23 protein-coding genes are annotated in these 21,301 nt (G+C 52.5%); 19 read left to right on the plus strand and 4 right to left on the minus strand.

Features of this window, described 5'->3' with window-relative positions; genetic code table 11:
• Positions 1 to 179: 179 nt before the first annotated feature.
• Positions 180 to 1,085, minus strand: a complete 906-nt coding sequence (locus N7E73_RS07080; RefSeq protein WP_432738346.1) for a hypothetical protein — start codon at positions 1,083 to 1,085, stop codon at positions 180 to 182.
• 133 nt (positions 1,086 to 1,218) lie between these two features.
• Here N7E73_RS07080 and N7E73_RS07085 point away from each other — a divergent pair, with 133 nt between their 5' ends.
• From N7E73_RS07085 to N7E73_RS07110, 6 genes are all read left to right on the plus strand, one after another.
• Positions 1,219 to 2,046, plus strand: coding sequence for a hypothetical protein (locus tag N7E73_RS07085; protein ID WP_432738347.1), 828 nt, complete (start codon positions 1,219 to 1,221; stop codon positions 2,044 to 2,046).
• A gap of 341 nt (positions 2,047 to 2,387) precedes the next feature.
• A complete protein-coding gene (locus N7E73_RS07090; protein WP_432738348.1) occupies positions 2,388 to 3,851 on the plus strand; it encodes an FkbM family methyltransferase in 1,464 nt (487 codons plus the stop codon).
• 16 nt (positions 3,852 to 3,867) lie between these two features.
• Positions 3,868 to 4,632, plus strand: coding sequence for an exodeoxyribonuclease III (locus tag N7E73_RS07095; RefSeq protein ID WP_432738349.1), 765 nt, complete (start codon positions 3,868 to 3,870; stop codon positions 4,630 to 4,632).
• A 224-nt stretch (positions 4,633 to 4,856) separates the two neighbouring features.
• Entirely contained in the window at positions 4,857 to 7,010 is a 2,154-nt protein-coding gene (locus N7E73_RS07100) for a methyl-accepting chemotaxis protein (RefSeq protein WP_432738350.1), read from the plus strand.
• A 152-nt stretch (positions 7,011 to 7,162) separates the two neighbouring features.
• The gene (locus N7E73_RS07105; RefSeq protein WP_432738351.1) at positions 7,163 to 7,312 is read left to right on the plus strand and encodes a hypothetical protein; all 150 of its coding nucleotides are present in this window, start codon (positions 7,163 to 7,165) and stop codon (positions 7,310 to 7,312) included.
• Between the two features lie 69 nt (positions 7,313 to 7,381).
• A complete protein-coding gene (locus tag N7E73_RS07110) occupies positions 7,382 to 7,561 on the plus strand; it encodes a hypothetical protein (protein ID WP_432738352.1) in 180 nt (59 codons plus the stop codon).
• Positions 7,562 to 7,653: 92 nt separating this feature from the next.
• On the opposite strand, the gene N7E73_RS07115 is transcribed toward N7E73_RS07110, so the two are convergent.
• On the minus strand, positions 7,654 to 7,824 hold the full coding sequence (locus N7E73_RS07115; protein ID WP_432738353.1) for a hypothetical protein: 171 nt from the start codon (positions 7,822 to 7,824) through the stop codon (positions 7,654 to 7,656).
• Positions 7,825 to 8,036: 212 nt separating this feature from the next.
• Here N7E73_RS07115 and N7E73_RS07120 point away from each other — a divergent pair, with 212 nt between their 5' ends.
• The 5 genes from N7E73_RS07120 to cbiD all read left to right on the plus strand — a co-directional run bounded on the left by N7E73_RS07120 (position 8,037) and on the right by cbiD (position 13,529).
• On the plus strand, positions 8,037 to 8,777 hold the full coding sequence (locus tag N7E73_RS07120; protein ID WP_432738354.1) for an RNA methyltransferase: 741 nt from the start codon (positions 8,037 to 8,039) through the stop codon (positions 8,775 to 8,777).
• An 81-nt stretch (positions 8,778 to 8,858) separates the two neighbouring features.
• Positions 8,859 to 9,602, plus strand: a complete 744-nt coding sequence (locus N7E73_RS07125; RefSeq protein WP_432738355.1) for a tetratricopeptide repeat protein — start codon at positions 8,859 to 8,861, stop codon at positions 9,600 to 9,602.
• Between the two features lie 27 nt (positions 9,603 to 9,629).
• Positions 9,630 to 11,000, plus strand: a complete 1,371-nt coding sequence (locus N7E73_RS07130; protein ID WP_432738356.1) for a cobyrinate a,c-diamide synthase — start codon at positions 9,630 to 9,632, stop codon at positions 10,998 to 11,000.
• A gap of 230 nt (positions 11,001 to 11,230) precedes the next feature.
• Positions 11,231 to 12,412 (plus strand): DNA polymerase IV, encoded by a 1,182-nt coding sequence (dinB, locus tag N7E73_RS07135; RefSeq protein WP_432738357.1) that lies wholly within the window; start codon positions 11,231 to 11,233, stop codon positions 12,410 to 12,412.
• Positions 12,405 to 13,529 carry a cobalt-precorrin-5B (C(1))-methyltransferase CbiD gene (cbiD, locus tag N7E73_RS07140; RefSeq protein WP_432738847.1) on the plus strand — a complete coding sequence of 375 codons (1,125 nt, stop codon included), beginning with the start codon at positions 12,405 to 12,407 and terminating at the stop codon, positions 13,527 to 13,529. Before dinB ends, cbiD begins: the two co-directional genes overlap by 8 nt.
• On the opposite strand, the gene N7E73_RS07145 is transcribed toward cbiD, so the two are convergent.
• Positions 13,480 to 13,755 carry a hypothetical protein gene (locus N7E73_RS07145; RefSeq protein WP_432738358.1) on the minus strand — a complete coding sequence of 92 codons (276 nt, stop codon included), beginning with the start codon at positions 13,753 to 13,755 and terminating at the stop codon, positions 13,480 to 13,482. The two genes, cbiD and N7E73_RS07145, sit on opposite strands and share 50 nt — an antisense overlap.
• A 156-nt stretch (positions 13,756 to 13,911) precedes the next feature.
• Between N7E73_RS07145 and cbiE the strand changes: the two genes are divergently transcribed.
• The 3 genes from cbiE to N7E73_RS07160 are packed head-to-tail and all read left to right on the plus strand — an operon-like array spanning position 13,912 to position 16,341.
• Positions 13,912 to 15,135: a precorrin-6y C5,15-methyltransferase (decarboxylating) subunit CbiE gene (cbiE, locus tag N7E73_RS07150; RefSeq protein WP_432738359.1), complete on the plus strand. Its 1,224-nt coding sequence runs from the start codon at positions 13,912 to 13,914 to the stop codon at positions 15,133 to 15,135.
• Entirely contained in the window at positions 15,136 to 15,891 is a 756-nt protein-coding gene (gene cobM, locus N7E73_RS07155; protein WP_432738360.1) for a precorrin-4 C(11)-methyltransferase, read from the plus strand.
• Positions 15,892 to 15,945: 54 nt separating this feature from the next.
• Positions 15,946 to 16,341, plus strand: coding sequence for a secondary thiamine-phosphate synthase enzyme YjbQ (locus N7E73_RS07160; protein ID WP_432738361.1), 396 nt, complete (start codon positions 15,946 to 15,948; stop codon positions 16,339 to 16,341).
• Positions 16,342 to 16,369: 28 nt separating this feature from the next.
• On the opposite strand, the gene N7E73_RS07165 is transcribed toward N7E73_RS07160, so the two are convergent.
• Positions 16,370 to 16,627, minus strand: coding sequence for a hypothetical protein (locus tag N7E73_RS07165; protein ID WP_432738363.1), 258 nt, complete (start codon positions 16,625 to 16,627; stop codon positions 16,370 to 16,372).
• A 239-nt stretch (positions 16,628 to 16,866) separates the two neighbouring features.
• On the opposite strand from N7E73_RS07165, the gene N7E73_RS07170 reads away from it, so the two are divergent.
• The 5 genes from N7E73_RS07170 to N7E73_RS07190 all read left to right on the plus strand — a co-directional run bounded on the left by N7E73_RS07170 (position 16,867) and on the right by N7E73_RS07190 (position 21,298).
• Positions 16,867 to 17,181: a DUF4389 domain-containing protein gene (locus N7E73_RS07170; RefSeq protein ID WP_432738365.1), complete on the plus strand. Its 315-nt coding sequence runs from the start codon at positions 16,867 to 16,869 to the stop codon at positions 17,179 to 17,181.
• A gap of 6 nt (positions 17,182 to 17,187) precedes the next feature.
• Entirely contained in the window at positions 17,188 to 19,317 is a 2,130-nt protein-coding gene (locus N7E73_RS07175) for a SpoIIE family protein phosphatase (RefSeq protein ID WP_432738366.1), read from the plus strand.
• A gap of 3 nt (positions 19,318 to 19,320) precedes the next feature.
• Positions 19,321 to 19,575: a cysteine-rich small domain-containing protein gene (locus N7E73_RS07180; RefSeq protein WP_432738367.1), complete on the plus strand. Its 255-nt coding sequence runs from the start codon at positions 19,321 to 19,323 to the stop codon at positions 19,573 to 19,575.
• 10 nt (positions 19,576 to 19,585) lie between these two features.
• Positions 19,586 to 20,143, plus strand: a complete 558-nt coding sequence (gene amrA / locus N7E73_RS07185; protein WP_432738368.1) for an AmmeMemoRadiSam system protein A — start codon at positions 19,586 to 19,588, stop codon at positions 20,141 to 20,143.
• Between the two features lie 246 nt (positions 20,144 to 20,389).
• Positions 20,390 to 21,298 (plus strand): phosphotransferase, encoded by a 909-nt coding sequence (locus N7E73_RS07190; RefSeq protein ID WP_432738369.1) that lies wholly within the window; start codon positions 20,390 to 20,392, stop codon positions 21,296 to 21,298.
• Positions 21,299 to 21,301: the final 3 nt, after the last annotated feature.

Here is a 21,301-nt window from a genome sequence, read left to right on the forward strand (position 1 = left end):
CAAAATAACATTAAAAGACTTTGCCTTCTGGCAACCGCTTTAAAATCAACAGAGGATATATCCCATATCATACCTCCAATAACAACCATCATCCCAGCCAAAACATAAAGCCTCTTCCCGGAATAGACTCGGGAAGAGGCTTTATTTATACAAATCTCAACTGTAGCTCGAAAAAACTATCAATTAACCGTATAAGTCCCACCAGGCTCCACCTTGAGTACGGTTGAATTGGTTATGGTAAACCAGAGGAACTCGCTGAAACGGTTACCAAGTTCATTCTTTTCGCTGTACGTGCACCCCACCAGCCAGCCGGCATCAGTGTAGTAGCAATCCGTCGCACTTTCCATCTGCAGCGTCTCAGGGAACATGGAGTTGCCCTTCAGGTACTTTTCAACTTCCGCATATGAATTTCCGTCATCCGAAAGCTGGGGCCTGGGCCCGAACTTCTCCAGCTCCTTCATGAACTCATCGTATTTTCCTTTGTAGCGCTCGTATTTACTTTTATAGAGCTGTTCATCAGGATTAAGCTGCATAAGCTCTTCATAAATTTCCATATTGGCCTTTATATCGTCTACCGGCAGAGCCTGAGCCTGGGCGTAAAGCTTGCGCTCCAGCTTCTTGCGCAATTTCCGGTCATACCCCTTCAATTCCTTACGATACCTGCTGTTTTCAGGCTCAAGAGCTGCAAGCTCGGCGTAATACTTGGCCAGCTCGGAATAATTCCACTTTGAAGTTCGTTCTACCCTGTTCAACAGATCCTTCTCCGTAGCAAGATGGATCATAGCCTTCAGCTCGTCATTCATAAGATCCCGGTTCTTGTCCGCAACAGCCAAAGCCGTTTCGGCATGTCCGGTCTCAATGAGCTTCTTCATGCTTTCAATGATCCTGGCCCGCTTGGCGTTCTGTTCATCCTTCAGAATCCGCTCCTGCTCAAGGCGCTGCTGTTCGGCAACACGGGCTCTTTCAGCAGCTATGGACTGCTGGATAGAATATATACCGTAGCAGGCGGCAATGCTCAGGATTGCGGCAGCGACTACAGCAAGAACAATCTTCCTTGATACTATAAATTCTTTGATTTGATTCATATTCATGCCCGCAAAGATACGGTCAGCTATTTTATCCGTCAACCGGGACAAACAATTTTGCGCCCTTTTTTATCTTCGCCCTAAACGATTTCATGGAGCAAACCGATAAGATACTCAAGAAGGAACAACGGTAATGATAATTGACGCATCGGCAATAAAAAATAATCTGGGAGTACCGGGATTACTGGACAACGGTTCTCCGTTTCAGGGCGGGAGCCGGACTTCCGGCGTTAGAGCGACGCGCCTGAACGTATCGGCTCCGCCTGTAAATACTGCCGACCAGTTTGCTGAAATGATCGCTCAAAAGACCGTTGCACCCGACCAGACTGGTAAAACTCAGAAGGGGGCCGAAGAAGGCGAACAGACCTCCAAGAACCCCTCTGAGCTGACCGGGGCCCTGTCCAGAGCGGCTGAATTCATTGAAGGCAAGTTCGGCAGCGAGGCCGCAACAGCCTTCAAGGGAATAGTAATTGCCAATTCCGGGGACAGAATCACGGAAGAATCCCTGAGCAACGGACTGCTCAAGTCTGTTCAGTTCATTGACCGCAACTTCGGCTTTGCCGCCGGAGACGCGGTAATGGAACATTTCAATTCCGACCTCAACACCGCCATAAACGGCTACTTCGAAAACGGCCTTCAGGAACATTTCTTTGCAGCTGAGCCCGGCACATCAGCCAGGCTCACCATGCAGAATACCTTTGCCCAGCTTAACGAACAGTTCGGAGAAGAAACAGTCAAAAGCATAGAAAGCCTTATCGAGCAGGTTCTTAACGACGAAGGGAATTCCCTGTCCTCCCTGAAAAAAGGTCTCCAGAAAGGATTGGATGAAGCTGAAAAGACCAGTCCGGGAATAAGCGATATAGCTGGCCCCATGGCCGCCGGAGAGATAATGGACAAGCTGCAGTCCACCACCTCCGTATCCGCACCTGCTCCGGGTTCCATTCTAAACATTGCTGTCTGAGCAGATTCTTCCCAGCACAAATCCGGTCAGACTCTCCCTAATCTGCTGTTCAAGCGTTTCTTTTTCTGTTATGGGAAGAAATCCAGTTCAATAAGCACAAAATAGAGGAGTATGGATATGAGCTTTTTCTGGTTTTTTCTCGGTCTGGCAATGACTATGGCTGCAATAGCTTTCATCAAAGCAGGCAGCAACGAAGATTAGTCCGTGCTGTAACGGGGTGACCCGTACATTTTTCCTCAAGCCCGCATTACGCGGGCTTTTTTTATATTAATCCACCCGGCTTTGATGTAATCATCTCCATACAGCATATATTAATTTTTAATCTCAACCCCCGTCGTAACGTGACCAGAGAAACAATTCTTGAGCGCATAAAAGACAACGATGAATGGCTGATAATCCCCAGTGTTTTCAAAAAGGATTCCGGAGAACCTTTTTTTGAGCTGCTGCTGTCCAGACAGGAGCTGAACGATCCGGGGGCCAGATCACTCCATTTCAGAGAAACCCGCACCGGCGGTTTTGAATATGCCTCGCGAGCCTTCATACAGGCTCACATCCAGCCCGGCGATCTTTTCATAGACGTAGGTGCCCATTTTGGACTCTACAGCCTGACTGCGGCAATGAGATTTCCCGGACAGGTCAATGTCCTTGCGGTTGAGCCTCATCCGGCCAATGTTAAAAGAATTAAGCTTTGGGCCGACTTCAACGGATGCCGCGAGAACATCCACATCGTCGAGTGCGCGGCCTCGGATCACAGCGGCTACAGCCTTCTGAACCAGGACTCATCAATGGGGCACAGCCTGGCCCGTCATGCAGCGCACAGTTCCGGCCGTGAACAGCTCAACATACAGCTTGAAACACTTGATAAGCTTGTGGCCCAAACACCAATGGCTGATTCAGGATGCAGGATATTTCTGAAAATCGATACCGAGGGGCATGAATTCCCCGTGCTGAAAGGCGCTCTGGGCCTGCTAAAAAGCGGGCGTGTAGCCGCCATAGTCTGGGAGAAAGGACATTTTCACGGCACGGAAGCCGGGGTAAGGGAACTGACCGGAGCCCTTGCCCTGCTGCGGGACCTCGGCTACCAGTCCTACAGATTTCCACATGAAGACATGGGGGGACCGCTGGTTCCGTACACTCCCAGTCACGAACAGTGCAACATCATCAGCATTGACCGCTCTGTTGAAAAATTTCCGGTATACGAGCAGCCGTGGGCAGCCCATACAATTCTTCCGGCTTCCATGCGCCCGAATGTTTCCGCAGAATTCATGGCCGGATACACGGGGATGCTTATTGAGCGCAGAACAACCGACTGCGGCCGCTGGTCCCGCTGGAACAATCTCTCCGGGGATGCGGACCTCAGAGCCGGGTTTGCGGGGGCCCTGGTCCCGGAAAAGTCCCGCGTCCTGGATGCCGGAGCCGGCCTGATGCTGCTTCGCGACTACATACCGGAAAGTTGTACCTACACTCCGCTGGACATTGTGGCCAGAAACCGCAACTGCATTGTAGCGGACCTTAATCAGGGACAATATCCGGATCAGGATTTCGATGTGGTCTGCGCCCTTTTCCTGCTTGAATATCTGCATGACGTCGGTTCATTCATGAACTGGGCAAGGACCAAATCACGTAAGCTGGTCTTCACCTACTACCTGATGCATCCGGGAAGCGACAGCAAAGCCCGCAGGGCTTCAGGATTTTTCAACGACTACAAACCCAATGAACTGGAAACCATGCTCCGCAAATGCGGCTGGAATATAAACTCGAAGGCAGACATAGGTCACGCACAGACCTGTTACGAATGCACCTGATAAGGGGATTGGACTGATGAAAATATACTCGTGGAACGTCAACGGCTACAGGGCAGTAATCAAGAAGAACTTCAACGAATGGTTTGAAAATTCCGATGCAGATGTCGTAATGATTCAGGAAACCAAAGCCAGCCCGGAGCAGATTCCGGCCAAGCACAGGGATTTTTCAGGATATGAATCCCTCTGGAACTGGTCCAAGGTCAAAAAGGGTTATTCAGGAACGGCCTGTTTCTTTCGCCATCCGCTCGTATCGCATTCCTTCGGTCTGCCGGATGAAGCCTATCAGGGAGAGGGACGGGTGGTGCTGATGGAATACGAGCAGTTCTACCTCTTCAACATCTACTACCCCAACGGCCAGATGAGTGACGAGCGCCTTGAATACAAGATGGGTTTTTACGACTGCTTTCTTGAATATGCCCAGGAGCTGCGCAAAAAGAAGCCCATTGTTGTCGGCGGCGATTTCAATACCGCGCACAAGGAAATAGATCTCAAAAACCCCAAGGCGAACTCGGAGCGTTCGGGATTCCTGCCTGTTGAGCGGGCCTGGATAGACAAGTTCATAGAACACGGCTACGTGGACACCTTCAGGATGTTTGACGAAGGACCGGACAATTATTCGTGGTGGAGCTACCGTTTCAATGCCCGTAAAAACAACGCCGGTTGGCGCATAGACTACTTTTTTGTCTCCGAGGAACTGCAGAACAATGTCAAAAAGGCATGGATAGAGCCTGACGTGCTGGGCTCGGACCATTGTCCCATAGGAATAGAGCTGTCCTTCTAAGTAATATTTCAAAATGTTACACGGTTTGAATGCAACCCAAGCCGTTTTATGACCCGGTCGCAAGTCATATTTGCAGCCGGGTCATATTGTTCCACCGGCAGTTAAAAACATATGGTCATGAATTAAAAGATAATATATACTTAGATACACGTTATAACTCTATACACGCCATGCATTGTCCATCAACAACCACAAAGACCAAGCCTTAGTTACAAGGGGTGCACATGTTCAAAAACCTGAAAATCGGAACAAAAATTGCCTTGAGCATCAGCGTCATGATGATTCTCATCTTCGTAGCATTCACAGCAGTCACTGTGAACAAGACGAGGGAATCATCCAGGACACAGGCGAAAGAACTAGCTGACGAAATGGCTGGCAGATATGGCAACCAGGTGAAAGGAACCATTGAAAAAGCCCTGGATGCATCATGGGCAGGCGCAGCAGCGATGGTCAGCATCAGCGAGTTCGGCAAGGGTATTGACAGGGAAATGGTCAACAGTTTCATTAAAGACCTGACTGCATCTGATCCGACCTTCTTCGGTACCCAGATCGTTCTTGAACCGAACGAGCTTGATGGGCGTGACGCTGAATATAAAGGCAATAAGAAGTACGGCCCCAACGGAGAGTACGGGCAATACGGCTGGTTTGAAAACGGGCAGTGGAAGATGACAGAAATGCACCGCAACGACCCGAACAACACCAGGTCGTGGTACATGATTCCGCGTGATACAAAGAAAGCAGTACTGACCGAGCCCTATACCACTGACATTGTTCCTGAAGTAATGGCAACTGTCAGCGTACCCATCCTCAAGAAAAACAAATTCATAGGCGTAGTCGGCATCGATTTTGTTCTTGGCTCATTCAAGGAAATGACTGAGACTATCCGCCCCTTTGGAACCGGATATGCCTTTATTGTTTCCAACAAAGGCTACTGTGTAGCCCACCCCGATCAGGAGCTTGTCGGCAAGAACATCACCGAGGCCTTCCCTGAAAAACAGCGTGCCGCCATCAGCAAGGCAATCAAATCCGGTGAAAAATTTCAGGAGATCATGATTTCCCCCCTTGACGGCAGGGAATATTTCTTCACCTTTGAACCGATTGTAATCAGCGGAACACCTACCCCATGGTCCATGGGGCTTGCCCTTCCCACTGACAAAATTTTTGCCGAGGCAAACAGCTTCCTCAAGCTCAGCCTGACCCTGTCGGTTATTGCTATCCTCCTTGTTATCGGCGTGGCCTTCCTTGTAGCCCGCAGCATAGCCAAGCCCATCGAAATCATGGTTGATGGAGCACAGAAGGTTGCCAATGGCGATTTTGAAACAACAATCGATCCGAGCCTGTTCGGCGGTGAACTCAAAACCCTGAACGAAGCCCTCAGCACAATGGTGGACAACCTGGTAAAATTCATTTCCACGGCAGAAGATAAATCCAAGGAAGCCGAGCGCCAGACTGAAGCGGCCACCAAGGCCCTTGAGGATGCGAGGCAGGCCAAGGAAGAAGCCGAAAGGGCAAAATCCGAAGGTATGCTTCAGGCAGCAAGACAGCTTGAAGGAATTGTCGAGCAGGTAACATCCGCCTCAGAGGAGCTTTCCCTGCAGATTCAGGAATCGGCACGCGGTTCTGAAACCCAGCGAGAACGCACCGCTGAATCAGCGACAGCCATGGAACAGATGAATGCTTCCGTGCTGGAGGTCGCCCAGAATGCCTCGCAGGCAGCTGAAAGTGCCATGGATGCCAAGAGTAATGCTGAAAACGGAGGCCGGATTGTTGCCAACGTTGTGTCTTCCATCAATTCGGTAAACGAGGCATCCGCCAAAATGGTTTCAGGGCTGAGTGAACTGGGAACCAGAGCTGAAGGAATCTCGCAGGTAATCACCGTCATCACGGACATTGCCGACCAGACCAACCTGCTGGCGCTCAACGCTGCAATCGAAGCTGCCCGTGCAGGTGAGGCCGGTCGCGGATTTGCCGTTGTTGCTGACGAAGTACGTAAACTTGCGGAAAAAACCATGCAGGCGACTCAGGAAGTTGCACAGGCTGTTCATGCCATCCAGTCTGAAACAAGACGAAATATTGATGAAATGAACAATGCAGCCGGCATGGTTTCCAAGAGCACCGATTATGCCAGTCAGGCCGGCAAAAGCCTTGAAACAATCGTCAATATTGTAGACTCCACAGCGGATCAGGTTCGGGCCATTGCAACTGCCAGTGAAGAACAGTCCGCAGCCAGCGAACAGATCAACCGTGGAACCGACGAGGTAAACCGCATTGCCACGGAAACAGCAGAAGCCATGCACCAGTCCATGATAGCTGTTTCAGACCTCGCCCGTCTGGCCGGGGATCTCCAGAACCTCATTGACGATCTTAAAAACGGTTAACAGCCTTAACAAATCAACAATAAACGCAATAATGCAGACTGGTTACGGTCAGTCTGCATTATTTTTATGCAATGCTAGTATTTTTTACTTGAAATCGATTCTCAAATTCACTATTAATCTCCTCAGGCATTCATCAAACAGGAGGTCCCCTCATGACTCAGCAGGCAAGCATATCTTCACTGAACAAAAAATCATTCCTCAAAAAGGCACTGAAAGGGTTCTGCACTCAGAAGGAGTGCACTTCCCGCAAAAATCCCCCGCTACCTATCCCCCAAAGCCGTGAAGAAGTTGACGGCAAATAGAACCTCTACAGCGTGTATCTGAAAGATGCCCGCTGAGTGAAGGTTAACCCGACCAAAAATGGAGCAGTTATGGCAGATGTAATCAGAGAAGCGGCTAGAATGCGCAGACAGTACGGCTGGAAAACATATTTGATCAAATTTAAAGACTACTATTCATACACATTTGACCCCAGCCTTTTCCCGGATTTCGAACTCCTGGGTGAAGTCGATAGTGACGGGGCAGTCATCCCATCTGCCACAGTCAGATAACCTGACCGACAACTCTCCCCAGGACAGGTTTCTCCAAAACTTCACCCACCGGCCCCGCAGGATACCATCCCGGGGCCGGACAAATTTCCCGATCAATCCTTTTCCGCTACAGCCTTCACAGTCCTTTCTGACACAGCCTCAAATTTTGCCAAAAGTTCCCGTGGGATATCGTTCCCTGACAACTGCTCGCGCAACAGGTCTTCAGTCAGCCCTGCTGCAGCGGCCATCTCCAGTATTTCCGGTGAAAGTTCCAATTCGTTCATAGCGCCATCGTACTTACGCCTGCCTGCTTTTGCAAAACAATTACCCACAATTCGTTCAGGAATAACCGCAGCAGACAAGGAATATCTTCTGTAAGAAATCATTGTGCTTGCAAAAAAACACTCAAATGACACTGGACAACTGCCGATGTTCTTTCTATGACGCTTCATCGGCAAAACCACTTTCCAACAGCATAAAATTTCCGGAGCAGGGAATGCTTAGCAATCTCAATATCGTTTTATTCGGCACAAAATTTCCTGAAAACGTAGGTTCTTCCGCTCGGGCCATGACCAACATGGGTTGCAGCCACCTTACGCTCGTAAGCCCGTATTCATGGGACATGGACAAAGCCTTTCCCCTTGCCACGGCAAAGGGGCGCGACATTGTGGAGCGGGCCACAATCTCCGATGACCTCGCAGAAGCCCTCAAGGGACAGACCCGGGTATACGGGACCACCGCCCGCACCGGCGGATGGCGCAAGGGAGTCATGACTCCTTCCACCGCCGCCCCGCTCATTGTCGAGCAGTTGCGTGCCGGGGAAAAGGTCTCCGTTGTATTCGGCCCGGAGGACCGCGGACTGACCAACGATGAAACCCAGCTCTGTTCCCGCCTTATCAATATACCCACCAGCAGGGACAACAGCTCCCTGAACCTTTCTCAAGCCGTATTGATAATACTTTACGAGTGTTTTAAAAATGCTCTCGACAAACCTTACACCCCTTCAGGTCCTCCGGACGAACGGACAACCTCATTTGAAGAACAGGAAATTCTGGCGACCAATCTGCAGGAGACGCTACTTGCAATCGATTTTTTAAAGGCGGACAACCCGGATTACTGGATGATGCCGGTCAGACGCTTCATGTCCAGAATTGACATCAAACGCAACGAGTTCAACCTGCTCATGGGAATCTGCAGGCAGATCAAATGGATAGCCGGACAGACCGGAAGAAAATAATCATTTTTATCGAACTCCCTTCTCAACCGAAATAAATGAATATAGTATAAGAGCACACTTCCCATACATGCGGAGCTGAAAATGACTGAGACTGATAAAATCAAAGATTTGAACGGTGTTTTCTCTCGCCAGAGAATTGCCAAGGTCGGGACAGGAACAACAACCCGCAGGGTTGCGCAGGTCGGCTACTACTTTGTTGAACAGGTTGATACTGACCTTTTTCAGGTGCGCCCTCTGAACAATAATTTCGTCCCCACCGGTGATGCGGAAGAGATCACTCACGAAGAGCTGCTTCAGGACTACAATCCCGAACCGGAGATGTACCACAAGCAGGTTCTCCCCAACATGAAGGAGCTGCAGAAGACCCTTGCCCGCGCGGACCGCTACCGCAAACAAGGCAACACCTTCAGTGCAGAAATGGAGTACACCAACGCGCTCAAGGTTGACGAATACAACGTTCGCGGCAACTTCGGGGTCGGTCTCTGCCTCATGGAACGCGGGGAAAAGGACCGTGCCAACGACATCTTTGCCCGCCTGATCGCCATGGACGCTCCCTTCGCCGGGGAACACAAGCACATGTTCAACGAATTCGGAATCAACCTGCGCAAATCCAAAATGATTCCGCAGGCTGTGGAATACTACGCAAAGGCTATAAGCCTGAGCCCCAAAGACGAACATCTGCGTTACAATCTGGCCCGCGCTCTTTTCGATGACCAGAACTACAAGAAAGTCCGGGAAGAACTTGCAGCCTGCCTTGAAATCAATCCTGATTTCGCGGAAGCAAAGAAGTTCATCGCCTATCTGGATAAAAATAAGCTGGGCTGATCCGGCAAAAAATACTATAGGGTTGCAATGAACTCTATCAAAGGATTTATCATTGCAGGGACCCACAGCGGATGCGGAAAAACCTCCGTAACCCTTGGACTGATGACGGCCCTTGCCCGCAAAGGGGTGCAGGTCCAGCCGTTCAAAACAGGGCCCGATTTCATTGATCCCGGCCACCATTCGAGGGCTGCCGGGAGGATCTGTCACAACCTTGACGGATGGATGCTTTCCGGCAACACCCTGCGCGATATTTTCTCCCGTTACACCCAGGATGCCGACGCGACCATAGTCGAAGGGGTAATGGGGCTTTACGACGGTTACTCAGCTATTGAAGAAACCGGCTCCACCGCCCATCTGTCCAAGGAACTGAACCTGCCGGTAATCCTAGTTGTCGATGCCCGATCCATGGCCAGATCTGCTGCAGCTCTGGTTCAGGGATTCTGCAATTTCGATCCCGGAACTGCTGTTGCCGGAGTTATCTTCAACAGGGTCGGCAGCAAGAATCACGAGGAAACGCTCCGGGAAGCCATGTCCCTTACGGACATCCCCCTGCTGGGCTGCCTGCCGCGCTGTGAGCAGATCGCAACACCTTCACGCCATCTTGGTCTGGTGACACCGGATCATCTGCAGGACCTTGAATTCAGATACAACTCTCTTGCCGACTGGGTTGAAGACAACCTTGATCTGGAAAAACTCCTTGCCGGTATGCCGGACATCCCTGTTCCGCCCCGCTTTGATGAAGTCCCCATGATTCCCCGGACCCGCATAGGATTCGCCAAAGACAGCGCCTTTTCTTTTTACTACGAAGAAAACCTTCGCATGCTGCGCGAGGCCGGGGCAGAACTTGTGCCCTTCTCTCCCATAGAGGACCGTGCGCTTCCTGAGGACATTTCCGGCTTGTACCTTGGTGGAGGCTATCCTGAACTCTCGGCCTTCGATCTGGCCCAGAACACGAAACTGCGCCGGGCAATCGCTGAATTTTCTGCAGCCGGGCATCCCATATACGCCGAATGCGGGGGGTTCATGTACCTCATGGAGTCCATCAGTCAGGATGACCGGGTATTTCCCATGTGCGGCATTTTTCCTTTCCGCTGCACCATGCAATCCCGTTTTCAGGCCCTCGGTTACAGGGAAATCCAATTTTCACAGGACACCGTACTGGGACAGGCAGGCACAACCGCTAAGGGACACGAATTCCACTATTCAGCTCTGGAAGGACTTTCTGAGCCGCCGCAGAAGTCCTACAGGGTCACCAGCAAGAGAGATACTCCCACAACCGAAGGCTACATTGCCAACCGCAATACGCTGGGCAGCTACATACACCTTCACTTTGCCAGCAATCCCCTGCTCGCCGTCAATTTCGTCAGTGCCTGCGTAAACCATGAATCGCAACCCTGATGCGCATCGCAGAAATTCAGCAAGGAATGCCTTCGGCGACCCTGCCGGGGGCCTTAAACCCTTTGAAAAGGGTTTAAGAATTCATAACCTTTTGTTGTGGCTTTGCCACGGCACACGACCAATTCTCATAAAAAAACGCCATTCCACACAACAATTAATCTCTTTATTTAATTGGACAAAACATCACACCGAATATTGTTTGATGTGATCTGTAGGCGAGAGACCGGCGCATGATGGAAAATCAGAAATATATAATGCACATCGACATGGATGCGTTCTTCGCATCCGTGGAGCAGCTGGACAACCCGGACCTGCGCGGCAAACCCGTGGGAGTTGGTTCGCTGCACAAGCGTTCGGTGTTGAGCGCAGCATCCTACGAGGCCAGAAAATTCGGAGTACGCTCGGCCATGCCGGTACAGCAGGCCCTGAAGATATGCCCGCAGCTGCAGGTGGTTCAGGGCAGCAGGGCCCGCTACAAGGAAATCTCGCAGCAGGTCATGGAATGCCTGAACAACTATTCCCCGGTAGTGGAACAGGCGTCCATTGACGAAGCCTACCTCGACATTACCGGTACGGAAAAACTCTTTGGCCCCCCGCTGCAACTGGCCCGTTCCGTTAAAAATGACATTTTAAAAGCTACGGGCCTTACTGCTTCAGTGGGAATAGCGCCGGTTAAATTTCTGGCCAAAATAGCATCCGACCTGAACAAGCCGGACGGCATCTCGATTATTGAACCGCATCAGGTACAGAATTTCCTGAAGCAGCTACCGGTAGAGAAAATCCCCGGAGTGGGAAAGATGGCGCTGCCTAAGCTGCACTCATTCGGAGTACGTTATGCTGCAGATCTGCGCAGGTTTCCGGCCGAATTCTGGAAAGAGAGATTCGGGGAACGAGGGCCGATCCTCTATGAAAAGGGTGCTGGAATAGACCCTACACCGGTCACTCCGAGCAGTCCCATGAAGTCCTCAAGTGCGGAGAATACCTTCGGGGAAGACGTGTCCGATCGCCATATCCTGAAAACCCTGCTCCTGAAGCAGTCGGAACGGGTTGCTGCAGACATCCGTAAACACGGGAAGAAAGGGCGTACCGTCACACTCAAAATCAAATTCCCAGATTTCCGGCAGATCACCCGCAGCCGCACCCTTGAATCGCGCACTTCACACGCCGGGACCATCTTCAGGACCGGATGTGAACTGCTCGACGGCGAAGGTTGCATCGGCCCGGTCCGGCTCATCGGCATCGGTATTTCAAATTTCGAGGAACGCAACCGCCAGCTGTCTCTGCTGGAAGAAGACAACCGGCACGAAGAAGAAAACAAGAAGCTGGACAGTCTGGACAAGGCGGTTGATCTGGTCCGCCTAAAATTCGGAAAGGACATCCTGACCCGGGGACGGTTGCTTGAAGATGACTGATGCCCCGCTAAGGGAAGGATTCACCACAGGTTCAGCTGCAACGGCTGCCGCCATGGCCGCGCTTAGCGTCCTGCTTGGCGGAATAGTTCCGGCAGCCATGGAAATCCCGCTTCCGGTCAAAGGCACCCTTGGTATCCCGATAGCACGAGTAGAGCTTTCTGGAACAAAAGCCCGCGGAATAGTCATAAAGGACGGGGGGGACGACCCGGATGTCACTCACGGAGAAGAAATTCACGCAGAGGTGGAGCTTATCCCCGGAGACGAGGTCAGAGTCGATCTTTGCGGAGGCCGGGGAGTCGGACGGGTAACGCTGCCCGGTCTGCCGGTTCCAGTGGGTGAGGCCGCCATCAACCCCGCACCACGCAGGCAGATAATTTCCGGAGTATTACGGGAGCTTTCCGCATCTGGGACAGACTTCTGCGGCACAGTCCGTGTATGCATAGAGGTGCCGCGTGGGGCAGAAATCGCCGCGCTGACCATGAATCCCCGGCTGGGTATTGTCGGCGGAATTTCAATCCTCGGCACGCAGGGCATAATCCGCCCCTTCAGCCACGCATCATGGAAAGCATCCATCGCCCAATCTCTGAGTGTGATAAGAGCTTCCGGTGGAGACGAGGCTGTATTCACCACCGGTCGCCGGAGCGAGGAATTCTACCTGAACCATTTTCCGGGAACAGGCCCGGCCCGAATGGTTCAGGCTGCAGACTTTTTCAAATTTTCCATGCTTCAGGCCAGGGCGAAACGGCTGAAAAAAGTACACTGGGCGATTTTCATAGGCAAACTGGTCAAGCATGCTCAAGGCTTCCCCTACACCCATGCCAAGGATTGGGCCATCGACTTCCCGCTACTGGCTGATTGGTGCGCCCAACTCGGACTTACCCCTTTCCTGACAGCACAAATCCGCACAGCCAACACTGCCCGGCAGGTTCTGGAAATGATCCCCAGGGAATCACAGGCCACATTCATCCGAATGCTGATGCAAAAAGCCCGCAAAAATGCATTACGTTTTTCTGGGTGCGATGCGCTTGAAATCCACTACTATTTATTTGATTTCGACGGGAATATGATCAGTAATAATCCTCTTCATCCTCAGAATCGCGCATACCTGACAGAATAAGAATTCCCCCTGCCCCGGCGAGGACGGCAACCACATAATACGGCATACCGCGGTCAACGGTTCCTCCGGGCGAAACCGGTACTTCCATCTCTATGCGCAGGGTACCTAGCATGTCATTTACCCGCGACATGGACTTCTGGCCCAGCATGGGGGCTGTCATGGAAAAACCGTGAAAGGCCGTAAGAAAAGCGCCGATCAGGAGAGCTATTGCGATAAGTTTTTTCATTGATCATCTCCTCCATTTAAGGCAGGGAAGGATTCACTTACACAATAACATAAATGCATAACACAGGTAAGTTTTATTTCTCATTACCAGATCAGACCGGAAATTAAGTACAATACCGCCCTTTTACATCCATAAAATACATTGTATAAGTCAGCCATGAACCATCCCCTGTATATAATCGGCCTCTACCCCGGCTCTCTGGAACCTCCGGCAGGAACGGCTGACATCATCACTAAGGCCGATATATTAAGCGGCGGCAAACGACTTCTTGACATGTTCCCCGACCATAAAGGGCCCAAACTTCCTTTTATCTCCCCAGTTGAGGACTACGCCGAAGAGATCAGGAAACAGCTTGATAACGGCAGGAAAGTCGTGCTGCTGGCCGACGGAGACCCGTTGTTCTTCGGCATTGCGGAATCTCTTTCGCGGCAACCGGGCCTAGGCGAAGTGAGAATCATTCCGTCCCCGTCGGCAGTTCAGATCGGTGCAGCACGGCTGGGGATCAATTCTGCAAAGCTGCGCACGGTTTCGCTGCACGGCCGTACTGACTATTTCCCGATATATGCAGTCCTGCAGCAGGGGTACAACTGCGCAGTGTTCACCGACAGACAGAATACTCCGTCGGCAATTGCCCGGACTCTTCTTGAAAAGGGGATAGACAACTATTCCATGACGGTTCTATCGGAACTGAATACAGGGTCCGAAACCATCACCGGCGGACCGCTCGAAGACTTCACCGACTTCTCCTGCCCGGACCTGAATATAGTCATCCTGACCCGCACAGACGGAAGAGAAAGCCTGCAGTGCTTCGGAAGGAAGGACGATAGCTTCGTCCGCCAGAAAGGGCTGATCACCAAGCTGCCCGTCAGGGCCACGGGCTTGGCCCTTATGGACCTGCGTCCGCACCAGACCGTCTGGGACCTTGGAGCAGGCTGCGGTTCCGTGGCCATAGAGGGATCATTCATTGCCGGGGAGTCCAGATTTTTTGCAGTTGAGAAAAGTGCCGAACGGCTGGAGATGATCCGCGAGAATCTCCGCAGATTCCGGGCATGGACAGTTTCCCCGGTAGGGGGGACCATGCCCGAGGTTCTTTCGGAACTACCTGATCCGGACCGGATTTTTATCGGCGGCGGAATCGGCCGTGACGATTCAACAATCCGGGAGGCGGCCGACAGGCTCAAGCCCGGCGGACGCATTGTAGTTCACGCCATCCTCATGGGCAGCCTGCAGCGCACGCGGGAAACATTCGATTCGCTGGGCTGGAGCTGGCAGTCCATTCAACTCCAGAGCTCCACTTCCGAACCGCTGGCCGGTGATGTACGTTTCAAGGCCCACAACCCGGTAACGATAATATGGGCCGACAAGCCCGAAGGGAAATAGATGGGTAAGGTTTATTTCATAGGAGCAGGCCCCGGCGACCCGGAACTGATCACTGTAAAGGGACAGCGGATCATCCGTGAGGCCGGGCTGGTGCTTTATGCCGGGTCACTGGTTCCGGAAGCTGTCATTGCCGCAGCATCGGCGGATGCAAGGGTAGAGAACTCCGCTTCCATGTCACTGGAAGAGACCTCGGCGCTGATGATTAAACATGCTTCCAACGGACAGACCGTGGCCCGCGTGCACACCGGAGACCCGGCCCTGTACGGGGCAGTGCAGGAACAGGCCAGACTGCTCGAGCAGGCCGGAATAGCATACGAGATCATCCCCGGCGTCACCTCGGCATGCGCGGCGGCGGCTGCTTCGGGGGCTTCGTTCACTGTGCCCGGCGGGACACAGACCCTGATCCTGACCCGCATGGAAGGTCGCACCCCGGTACCGGAAAACGAAAGTCTGGAAAGGCTTGCCGCACACAAATCGGCCATGGGCATATATCTTTCCGCCGGAAATCCTTCCGGAATTCAGGAACAACTGCTGGCCGGAGGCATGGAGCCGCAGACCCCGGTCATTATTGGATACCGCATCGGCTGGCCGGAGGAAAAATCAGTGGAAACAACTCTGGCCAAACTGGCGGAAACCGCAGAAGAGAACGGCTTCAAGCGCCAGACGATATTCCTGATCCTGCCCGGCAAGGACTCGGACAGCGAATCTCTGCTCTACGATGCCGGATTCAGCCACATGTTTCGAAAGGGGAAGTGAGAAGTTGCCCGGCAGCTCAGCCGGGAATATGCTAATCATATTGGGGAGGACAATATGGAGACACTTGAAATCAGAACCGGTTCACGGGAAGAGATGATCGACATCACAGGGCAGGTTCGCACCCTGCTCCGCAAGAACGGGTGGAAAAACGGAGCCCTGCTGCTCTACTGCCCGCACACGACCGGAGCCATCACAGTAAACGAGGGAGCGGACCCCAGCGTGGTCCGCGACATAACCGTGAACATGCGCAAACTGGTTCCACTTCATGGCGACTACAAACACCTTGAAGGGAATTCCGACGCACATATCAAGACCAGCATGTTCGGACCGGACCAGATGCTGATTATCGAGGACGGCGATATCATGCTCGGAACCTGGCAACGCATTTTTTTCTGCGAGTTCGACGGACCGCGTAACCGCAAGCTGTGGGCTCAGTTCATGAGCAGCTGACAGGTAAATAAGTGTTGCAGGCTTACCGCTAGGCGACAAACCCTATCCGATGACATTTTTTGTCATCCTCCGGCCCGGAAGATACTGCTGTGTTTTCCGGGCTGATGCGCTTTTTAGCCCCGTTAAACCACATACGCAGGCAGAACCGTGAACCATGCCCGGTCCCGGCCATGCTCTTCAGAATCTCATCCCCGGCACGATCTATGGCTTCCGCCAATGAAATGCCTTCGCTCTGCATGTCTTCTGCCTTTCTCCTGACCAGTTCTTCCAGAAATGCGGTGTTCATCTGACATCCTCCCACAAGCCTGAATCAACAAGGTGCCGGTATTCCGGCATCCGCAAATCATTTGCCAGTTCTGATGCAATTTTCAATCCTTCGTTGCCGTCCGGCTTCAAAGCGGATACACTGAACCACAAAACAAACAGTAATAATTGCGGAAGTCGATTGAATTATAACACAGGAAAGAGATACAGGCGAGTCTTTCCGAAATAATTCCGACTGAAAACCAACAGGGAGGAGACCCCATGTTCTCTGATAGCGCAGGGACTGCAAGCCGAATCGATATTTTAAAGAGATTTATCAGGACCATGGTCTGCATGCTGGCCTTTGAGCTTGTCAGAATTCTGTCCTACTGCACCATCTTCGTGCAGTTCGCCTTTTGCGTTGTTACCGGCAGCCCTGCTGCCGCCCTGCGCGATTTCGGCAACAGGCTGAGTCACTATGCCTACAAGTTGCTGCGTTACTCCTTGCTCAACGAGAACCGCCGGCCATTCCCCTTTTCCGATCTTCCAGAAGAAGGGGAATGTGAAGCCAAATCCTCCACCATTGATTTTTCATAAGACCATATGAGAAAAAAATTATTCATCCTTCTGCTGGCCTTCAGTCTTATCCCTCTGCTGGTAGTCTCCTACTTCAGCAGGGAGGGAATCCAGAAACTGGGCACGGTCCAGTCAGAAACACTGCGCTCCGGAATGATCAGAATCCTGACCGGTGAAATGCGCCAATCAGCCATGGATTCCGCCAAACTGGTCCAGCAGCAGGCCATATCTCTCGAATTCGCCCTCAAAGCCATCGGGGCGGAAGCTGAAGATGTTCTGAACGACCCTGTGAACGGTATTCCCAAGGTATTCTTTCGGGAAGACTTCAACACCATGGGCAGGCAACCGGATGATCTGGGCCCTTCGCCGCAGTACTACGTATTAAGCGAGAAAGGGGAAAGGATTCCTTCGTCCATAAGTCTGGAAGAGCCTGTTTTCTACTACCCCGAAGGCAGGGAATATCTCAGAAAGGATCCTGATCTGGCGAGACTGTACCAGCTCAAGCCGGACCTGAAATCGTTCTTCACGGAAGCCGGAACCGCCCTGCACCGCATATACATCTGCCTGAACTCCGGGCTGCTCATGGGTTATCCCGGCCATGGAAACTATCCCGAGAACTACGATCCCCGCAAACGGGCATGGTTCACGGAAGCCATAAGGCAAGGAACTACGGTCTGGGACAAATTCATTGATGCCAGCACGGGGCAGCAGGTCTACACCCTGTCCAAGCCCATCAGAGGCCGCAACGGGAAAGTCCTCGGAGTTGTGGCCATTGACATTCAGCTGGTCGAGCTTCTGCGTAAGGAAGACCTCTCAACCCAGTGGTCGAACGACATTCAGGCTTTCGTTGTAAGCCCTGTACAATCTGGCTCGAAAGTTGCCCTGCGCGTCTGGGCCGAATCCGGGCACCAGAACGACATCATTTCCTGGAAGACCGGGGTCCCCAATGAAGTCCGCTACCTTGAATCCTCCGACCCCAAAAAAATGTCCTTCATGACCGAATCAATCACCAAAAGTAAATCCGGGGTAATGCGCATGCCCTACAACGGGGTGGATTCAGTCTGGGCCTTTGCGCCTTTCCGGGGACAGGGCAGCTATGTGCTGATAGTTCCTGAGCAGGTAATCACCGAGGTCCCGGATTCTGCAGCGGCACAGACTCTTGAGCTCAGCAACAACCTCTATGTGGCGGTAGGTGCTGCCTCAGTCTTTACCCTGCTTACCGTCTCCCTGGTGGCTTTTTTCGGCAGCCGGAAAATAATGCGTCCGCTGCTGGACATGACCCGGGCCGCCGAAAAGATTTCCGAAGGAGACCTGTCCGTACATGTTGAGGTCAAGACCGGCGATGAGCGCGAAACACTTGCCAAGGCCTTCAATTCCATGATCCCGAAACTGCAGGATCATATGCGCATCAGCAAATCTCTGGAGCTTGCCCATGAGGTGCATACCAACCTGCTCCCGGAACTGCCCCCGCAGATCTGCGGACTGGATATTTCCGGAGTCAGCATCTCCTGCGATGAGACGGGCGGAGATTACTTCGACTACTACGAACCGCCGGACAGAGGCGGGACCGGTATCATCCTCGGAGACGTCACCGGGCACGGAGTTTCCGCCGCCCTGCTCATGACCACCGGACGTGCGCACCTGAAGCACGCTTCCCGGCACCATTCGCCTCTGGCAATGCGGATCGGCGAAGTCAACAAGCTGCTCTGTTCAGACATCGGCGACACAGGCCGGTTCATGACCCTGTTCTGCATGGAGATTTCGCCGGACAACACATCTGCCACCTATGTACGCGCAGGACACGACCCGGCCTCGGTATACGACCCGGCCACAGGAACAAAGCGCGACCTTATGGGCAACCCCATGCTGGCCCTCGGTATTTTCGATGAAAGCGAATACGAAGAGAACAAAGTGGACCTGAGCGAAGGCGTGATCATATTCATCGGAACCGACGGAATATGGGAAGCACGAAACAGCCGGAACGAGATGTTCGGACGCGAACGTCTCGACAGGCTCATTTTCGCAAATGCCGAGCGCAGTGCCTCTGAAATCCAGCAGGAAATCATCTCCGAGGTCTACAGGTTTCAGGACGGAATGGAGCAGGAGGATGACATCACTCTGGTGATCATCAAGGTCAACAACTTCAACTGCGAGTAGCTCATGGAAAACAGCCATCGCTTCTTCAGGAACAGCCAGTGCAAATACTTTCCCTGCCACGACGTCAGGGATGACCTCACTTTCAACTGCCTGTTCTGCTTCTGCCCGCTCTACCCGCTTGAGGACTGCGGAGGCAGGTATGAACTGTCCGGGGGAATCAAGAACTGCACCCGCTGCAAAGTTCCGCACCGGCCCGAAAGCTATGATTACATCATGAAAAAGTTAAAAGAGATCAACGCCCAAAAAAAATCCGCATAAGGGGATAAGGATGTCCGACAATTTCAGTTTTTCCCTGACTCAGGAAGAGAAGTCCTACCTCAAGGACCTGGTCCGACTCAGCATCATCAGCAGGCTCAGGGGCGACAAGGACGCCGCTGTACCGGAACCGCCCACCCGGCACCTTGCTGAAGAGTTCGGGGCGTTCGTAACGCTGAACAAACACGGCCACCTGCGCGGCTGCATCGGCAACATTCAGGGCTCCGGTCCGCTGTACAAAACCATATGGAGAATGGCCCGGGCCGCAGCTTTCGAAGATCCCCGCTTTCCGCCGGTCAGCCTGCCTGAATTCGATGAACTTGAAATCGAAATTTCCATATTGAGCCCGATCACGGTCTGCACCGATGTGGAAAAAATCGAGATCGGACGGCACGGATTGATCATGCAGCGCGGGATGCAGTCCGGCCTGCTGCTGCCACAGGTCGCTGTGGACTGGAAGTGGGATCGCAAGCAGTTTCTTGCCCAGACCTGCAACAAGGCCGGGATGGAACCCACAGCATGGCAGGACCCCGCTACCAACATTCTGTGGTTCGAAGCTGAAGTTTTTTAGGGTGCCTTCGGCGACATCTCTGCTCTCAACAGACCGCTAAACTCGAAGACTCGTTAAACGGCTGTAAGGCCTCCGGGGCTTAAACCCTTTGAAAAGGGTTTAAGAATCCCAAACTTTTTCAGCAAGGCTTCGCCGTGTTGATAGGGCAATCGGCATAAATTTATTCAATGGACTACGTAGTATTAACGTTTTCAACATCTGTCGCAGACAGATCCTTATTATACCAGCCACATTGTGGAGAAACAAATGATAGACGCACTTGAGCCCTGGGGGCTTACAACCCTCAGACGGCATAATGACCGGAATATACCCGGAAGCCCGGAACGCGCTGTTTCGCGCTCGGTAATCGAGGATACCGAAAACCGAATCTGGCTGATGGAACGCATTGCCGGCACGCAGGTTGAACGAAGGACGGACATTGCCGGCAATCTGCAGACCCTGCAGGAATCCGGCATGGACTGGCTGCTTCCTTACGAAAAAACAACTGACGGCGGATTCACCGCCGAGGTGATGGGGTTCCCCTGGCAACTGTCCCGTTTCTACGAATCCGACGAGCTTCCGCGCCCGGAATACGTGTCTGACCGGGAACGCGGAACCGCCATTGCAGGCTTCGTAGCGCAACTGCGCAGCCATTCGGCAGGCAAAGTCATGGCCGGAACGGATGACGGGTTTACCCTGATCGACTACTCCCGACAGCTGAACACAACGATCGCCGAACGCAATCCGGATGTATACAAGAGACTCGAGCCGATATGTGAACGGATATTCCCAAAGATGGAAAAATTCCCCCAACTCCCGAAGGCATTCTGCCACGGGGACTTTCATCCCCTGAACGTGCTCTGGAAGGGCAAACAGATAGGAGCTGTAATAGACTGGGAATTTTCAGGTTTACGGCCCGAGATTTACGATGTGGCCAACATGATCGGCTGCGTGGCCTTTGAGGACCCGGCGGCCCTTGGAGTCGGTCTGATCCCGGCATTTATGGACGGTCTCTACAAACACACCGACATTGATGATGACAGTTATGAATCCCTGCCCGCTTTCATTCCGGCCCTGCGTTTTGCATGGCTCTCCGAATGGCTGCGCAAAAAGGATTACGAAATGCTCGAAATGGAGCTTGATTTCATGGAACTGCTGCTTGCAGTGATGGGATAAACA

The sequence above is a fragment of the Maridesulfovibrio sp. FT414 genome, assembly GCF_050916235.1.
Taxonomy (GTDB): Bacteria; Desulfobacterota; Desulfovibrionia; order Desulfovibrionales; family Desulfovibrionaceae; genus Maridesulfovibrio.

Excerpts from the sequence above, each read along its gene's own strand:
- N7E73_RS07080 (WP_432738346.1), bottom strand. The coding sequence starts at position 1,085 with ATGAATCAAATCAAAGAATTTATAGTATCAAGGAAGATTGTTCTTGCT.
- N7E73_RS07085 (WP_432738347.1), top strand. The coding sequence starts at position 1,219 with ATGATAATTGACGCATCGGCAATAAAAAATAATCTGGGAGTACCGGGA.
- N7E73_RS07095 (WP_432738349.1), top strand. The coding sequence starts at position 3,868 with ATGAAAATATACTCGTGGAACGTCAACGGCTACAGGGCAGTAATCAAG.
- N7E73_RS07100 (WP_432738350.1), top strand. The coding sequence starts at position 4,857 with ATGTTCAAAAACCTGAAAATCGGAACAAAAATTGCCTTGAGCATCAGC.
- N7E73_RS07105 (WP_432738351.1), top strand. The coding sequence starts at position 7,163 with ATGACTCAGCAGGCAAGCATATCTTCACTGAACAAAAAATCATTCCTC.
- N7E73_RS07110 (WP_432738352.1), top strand. The coding sequence starts at position 7,382 with ATGGCAGATGTAATCAGAGAAGCGGCTAGAATGCGCAGACAGTACGGC.
- N7E73_RS07115 (WP_432738353.1), bottom strand. The coding sequence starts at position 7,824 with ATGAACGAATTGGAACTTTCACCGGAAATACTGGAGATGGCCGCTGCA.
- N7E73_RS07120 (WP_432738354.1), top strand. The coding sequence starts at position 8,037 with ATGCTTAGCAATCTCAATATCGTTTTATTCGGCACAAAATTTCCTGAA.
- N7E73_RS07125 (WP_432738355.1), top strand. The coding sequence starts at position 8,859 with ATGACTGAGACTGATAAAATCAAAGATTTGAACGGTGTTTTCTCTCGC.
- N7E73_RS07130 (WP_432738356.1), top strand. The coding sequence starts at position 9,630 with ATGAACTCTATCAAAGGATTTATCATTGCAGGGACCCACAGCGGATGC.
- dinB (WP_432738357.1), top strand. The coding sequence starts at position 11,231 with ATGATGGAAAATCAGAAATATATAATGCACATCGACATGGATGCGTTC.
- cbiD (WP_432738847.1), top strand. The coding sequence starts at position 12,405 with ATGACTGATGCCCCGCTAAGGGAAGGATTCACCACAGGTTCAGCTGCA.
- N7E73_RS07145 (WP_432738358.1), bottom strand. The coding sequence starts at position 13,755 with ATGAAAAAACTTATCGCAATAGCTCTCCTGATCGGCGCTTTTCTTACG.
- cbiE (WP_432738359.1), top strand. The coding sequence starts at position 13,912 with ATGAACCATCCCCTGTATATAATCGGCCTCTACCCCGGCTCTCTGGAA.
- cobM (WP_432738360.1), top strand. The coding sequence starts at position 15,136 with ATGGGTAAGGTTTATTTCATAGGAGCAGGCCCCGGCGACCCGGAACTG.
- N7E73_RS07160 (WP_432738361.1), top strand. The coding sequence starts at position 15,946 with ATGGAGACACTTGAAATCAGAACCGGTTCACGGGAAGAGATGATCGAC.
- N7E73_RS07165 (WP_432738363.1), bottom strand. The coding sequence starts at position 16,627 with ATGAACACCGCATTTCTGGAAGAACTGGTCAGGAGAAAGGCAGAAGAC.
- N7E73_RS07170 (WP_432738365.1), top strand. The coding sequence starts at position 16,867 with ATGTTCTCTGATAGCGCAGGGACTGCAAGCCGAATCGATATTTTAAAG.
- N7E73_RS07175 (WP_432738366.1), top strand. The coding sequence starts at position 17,188 with ATGAGAAAAAAATTATTCATCCTTCTGCTGGCCTTCAGTCTTATCCCT.
- N7E73_RS07180 (WP_432738367.1), top strand. The coding sequence starts at position 19,321 with ATGGAAAACAGCCATCGCTTCTTCAGGAACAGCCAGTGCAAATACTTT.
- amrA (WP_432738368.1), top strand. The coding sequence starts at position 19,586 with ATGTCCGACAATTTCAGTTTTTCCCTGACTCAGGAAGAGAAGTCCTAC.
- N7E73_RS07190 (WP_432738369.1), top strand. The coding sequence starts at position 20,390 with ATGATAGACGCACTTGAGCCCTGGGGGCTTACAACCCTCAGACGGCAT.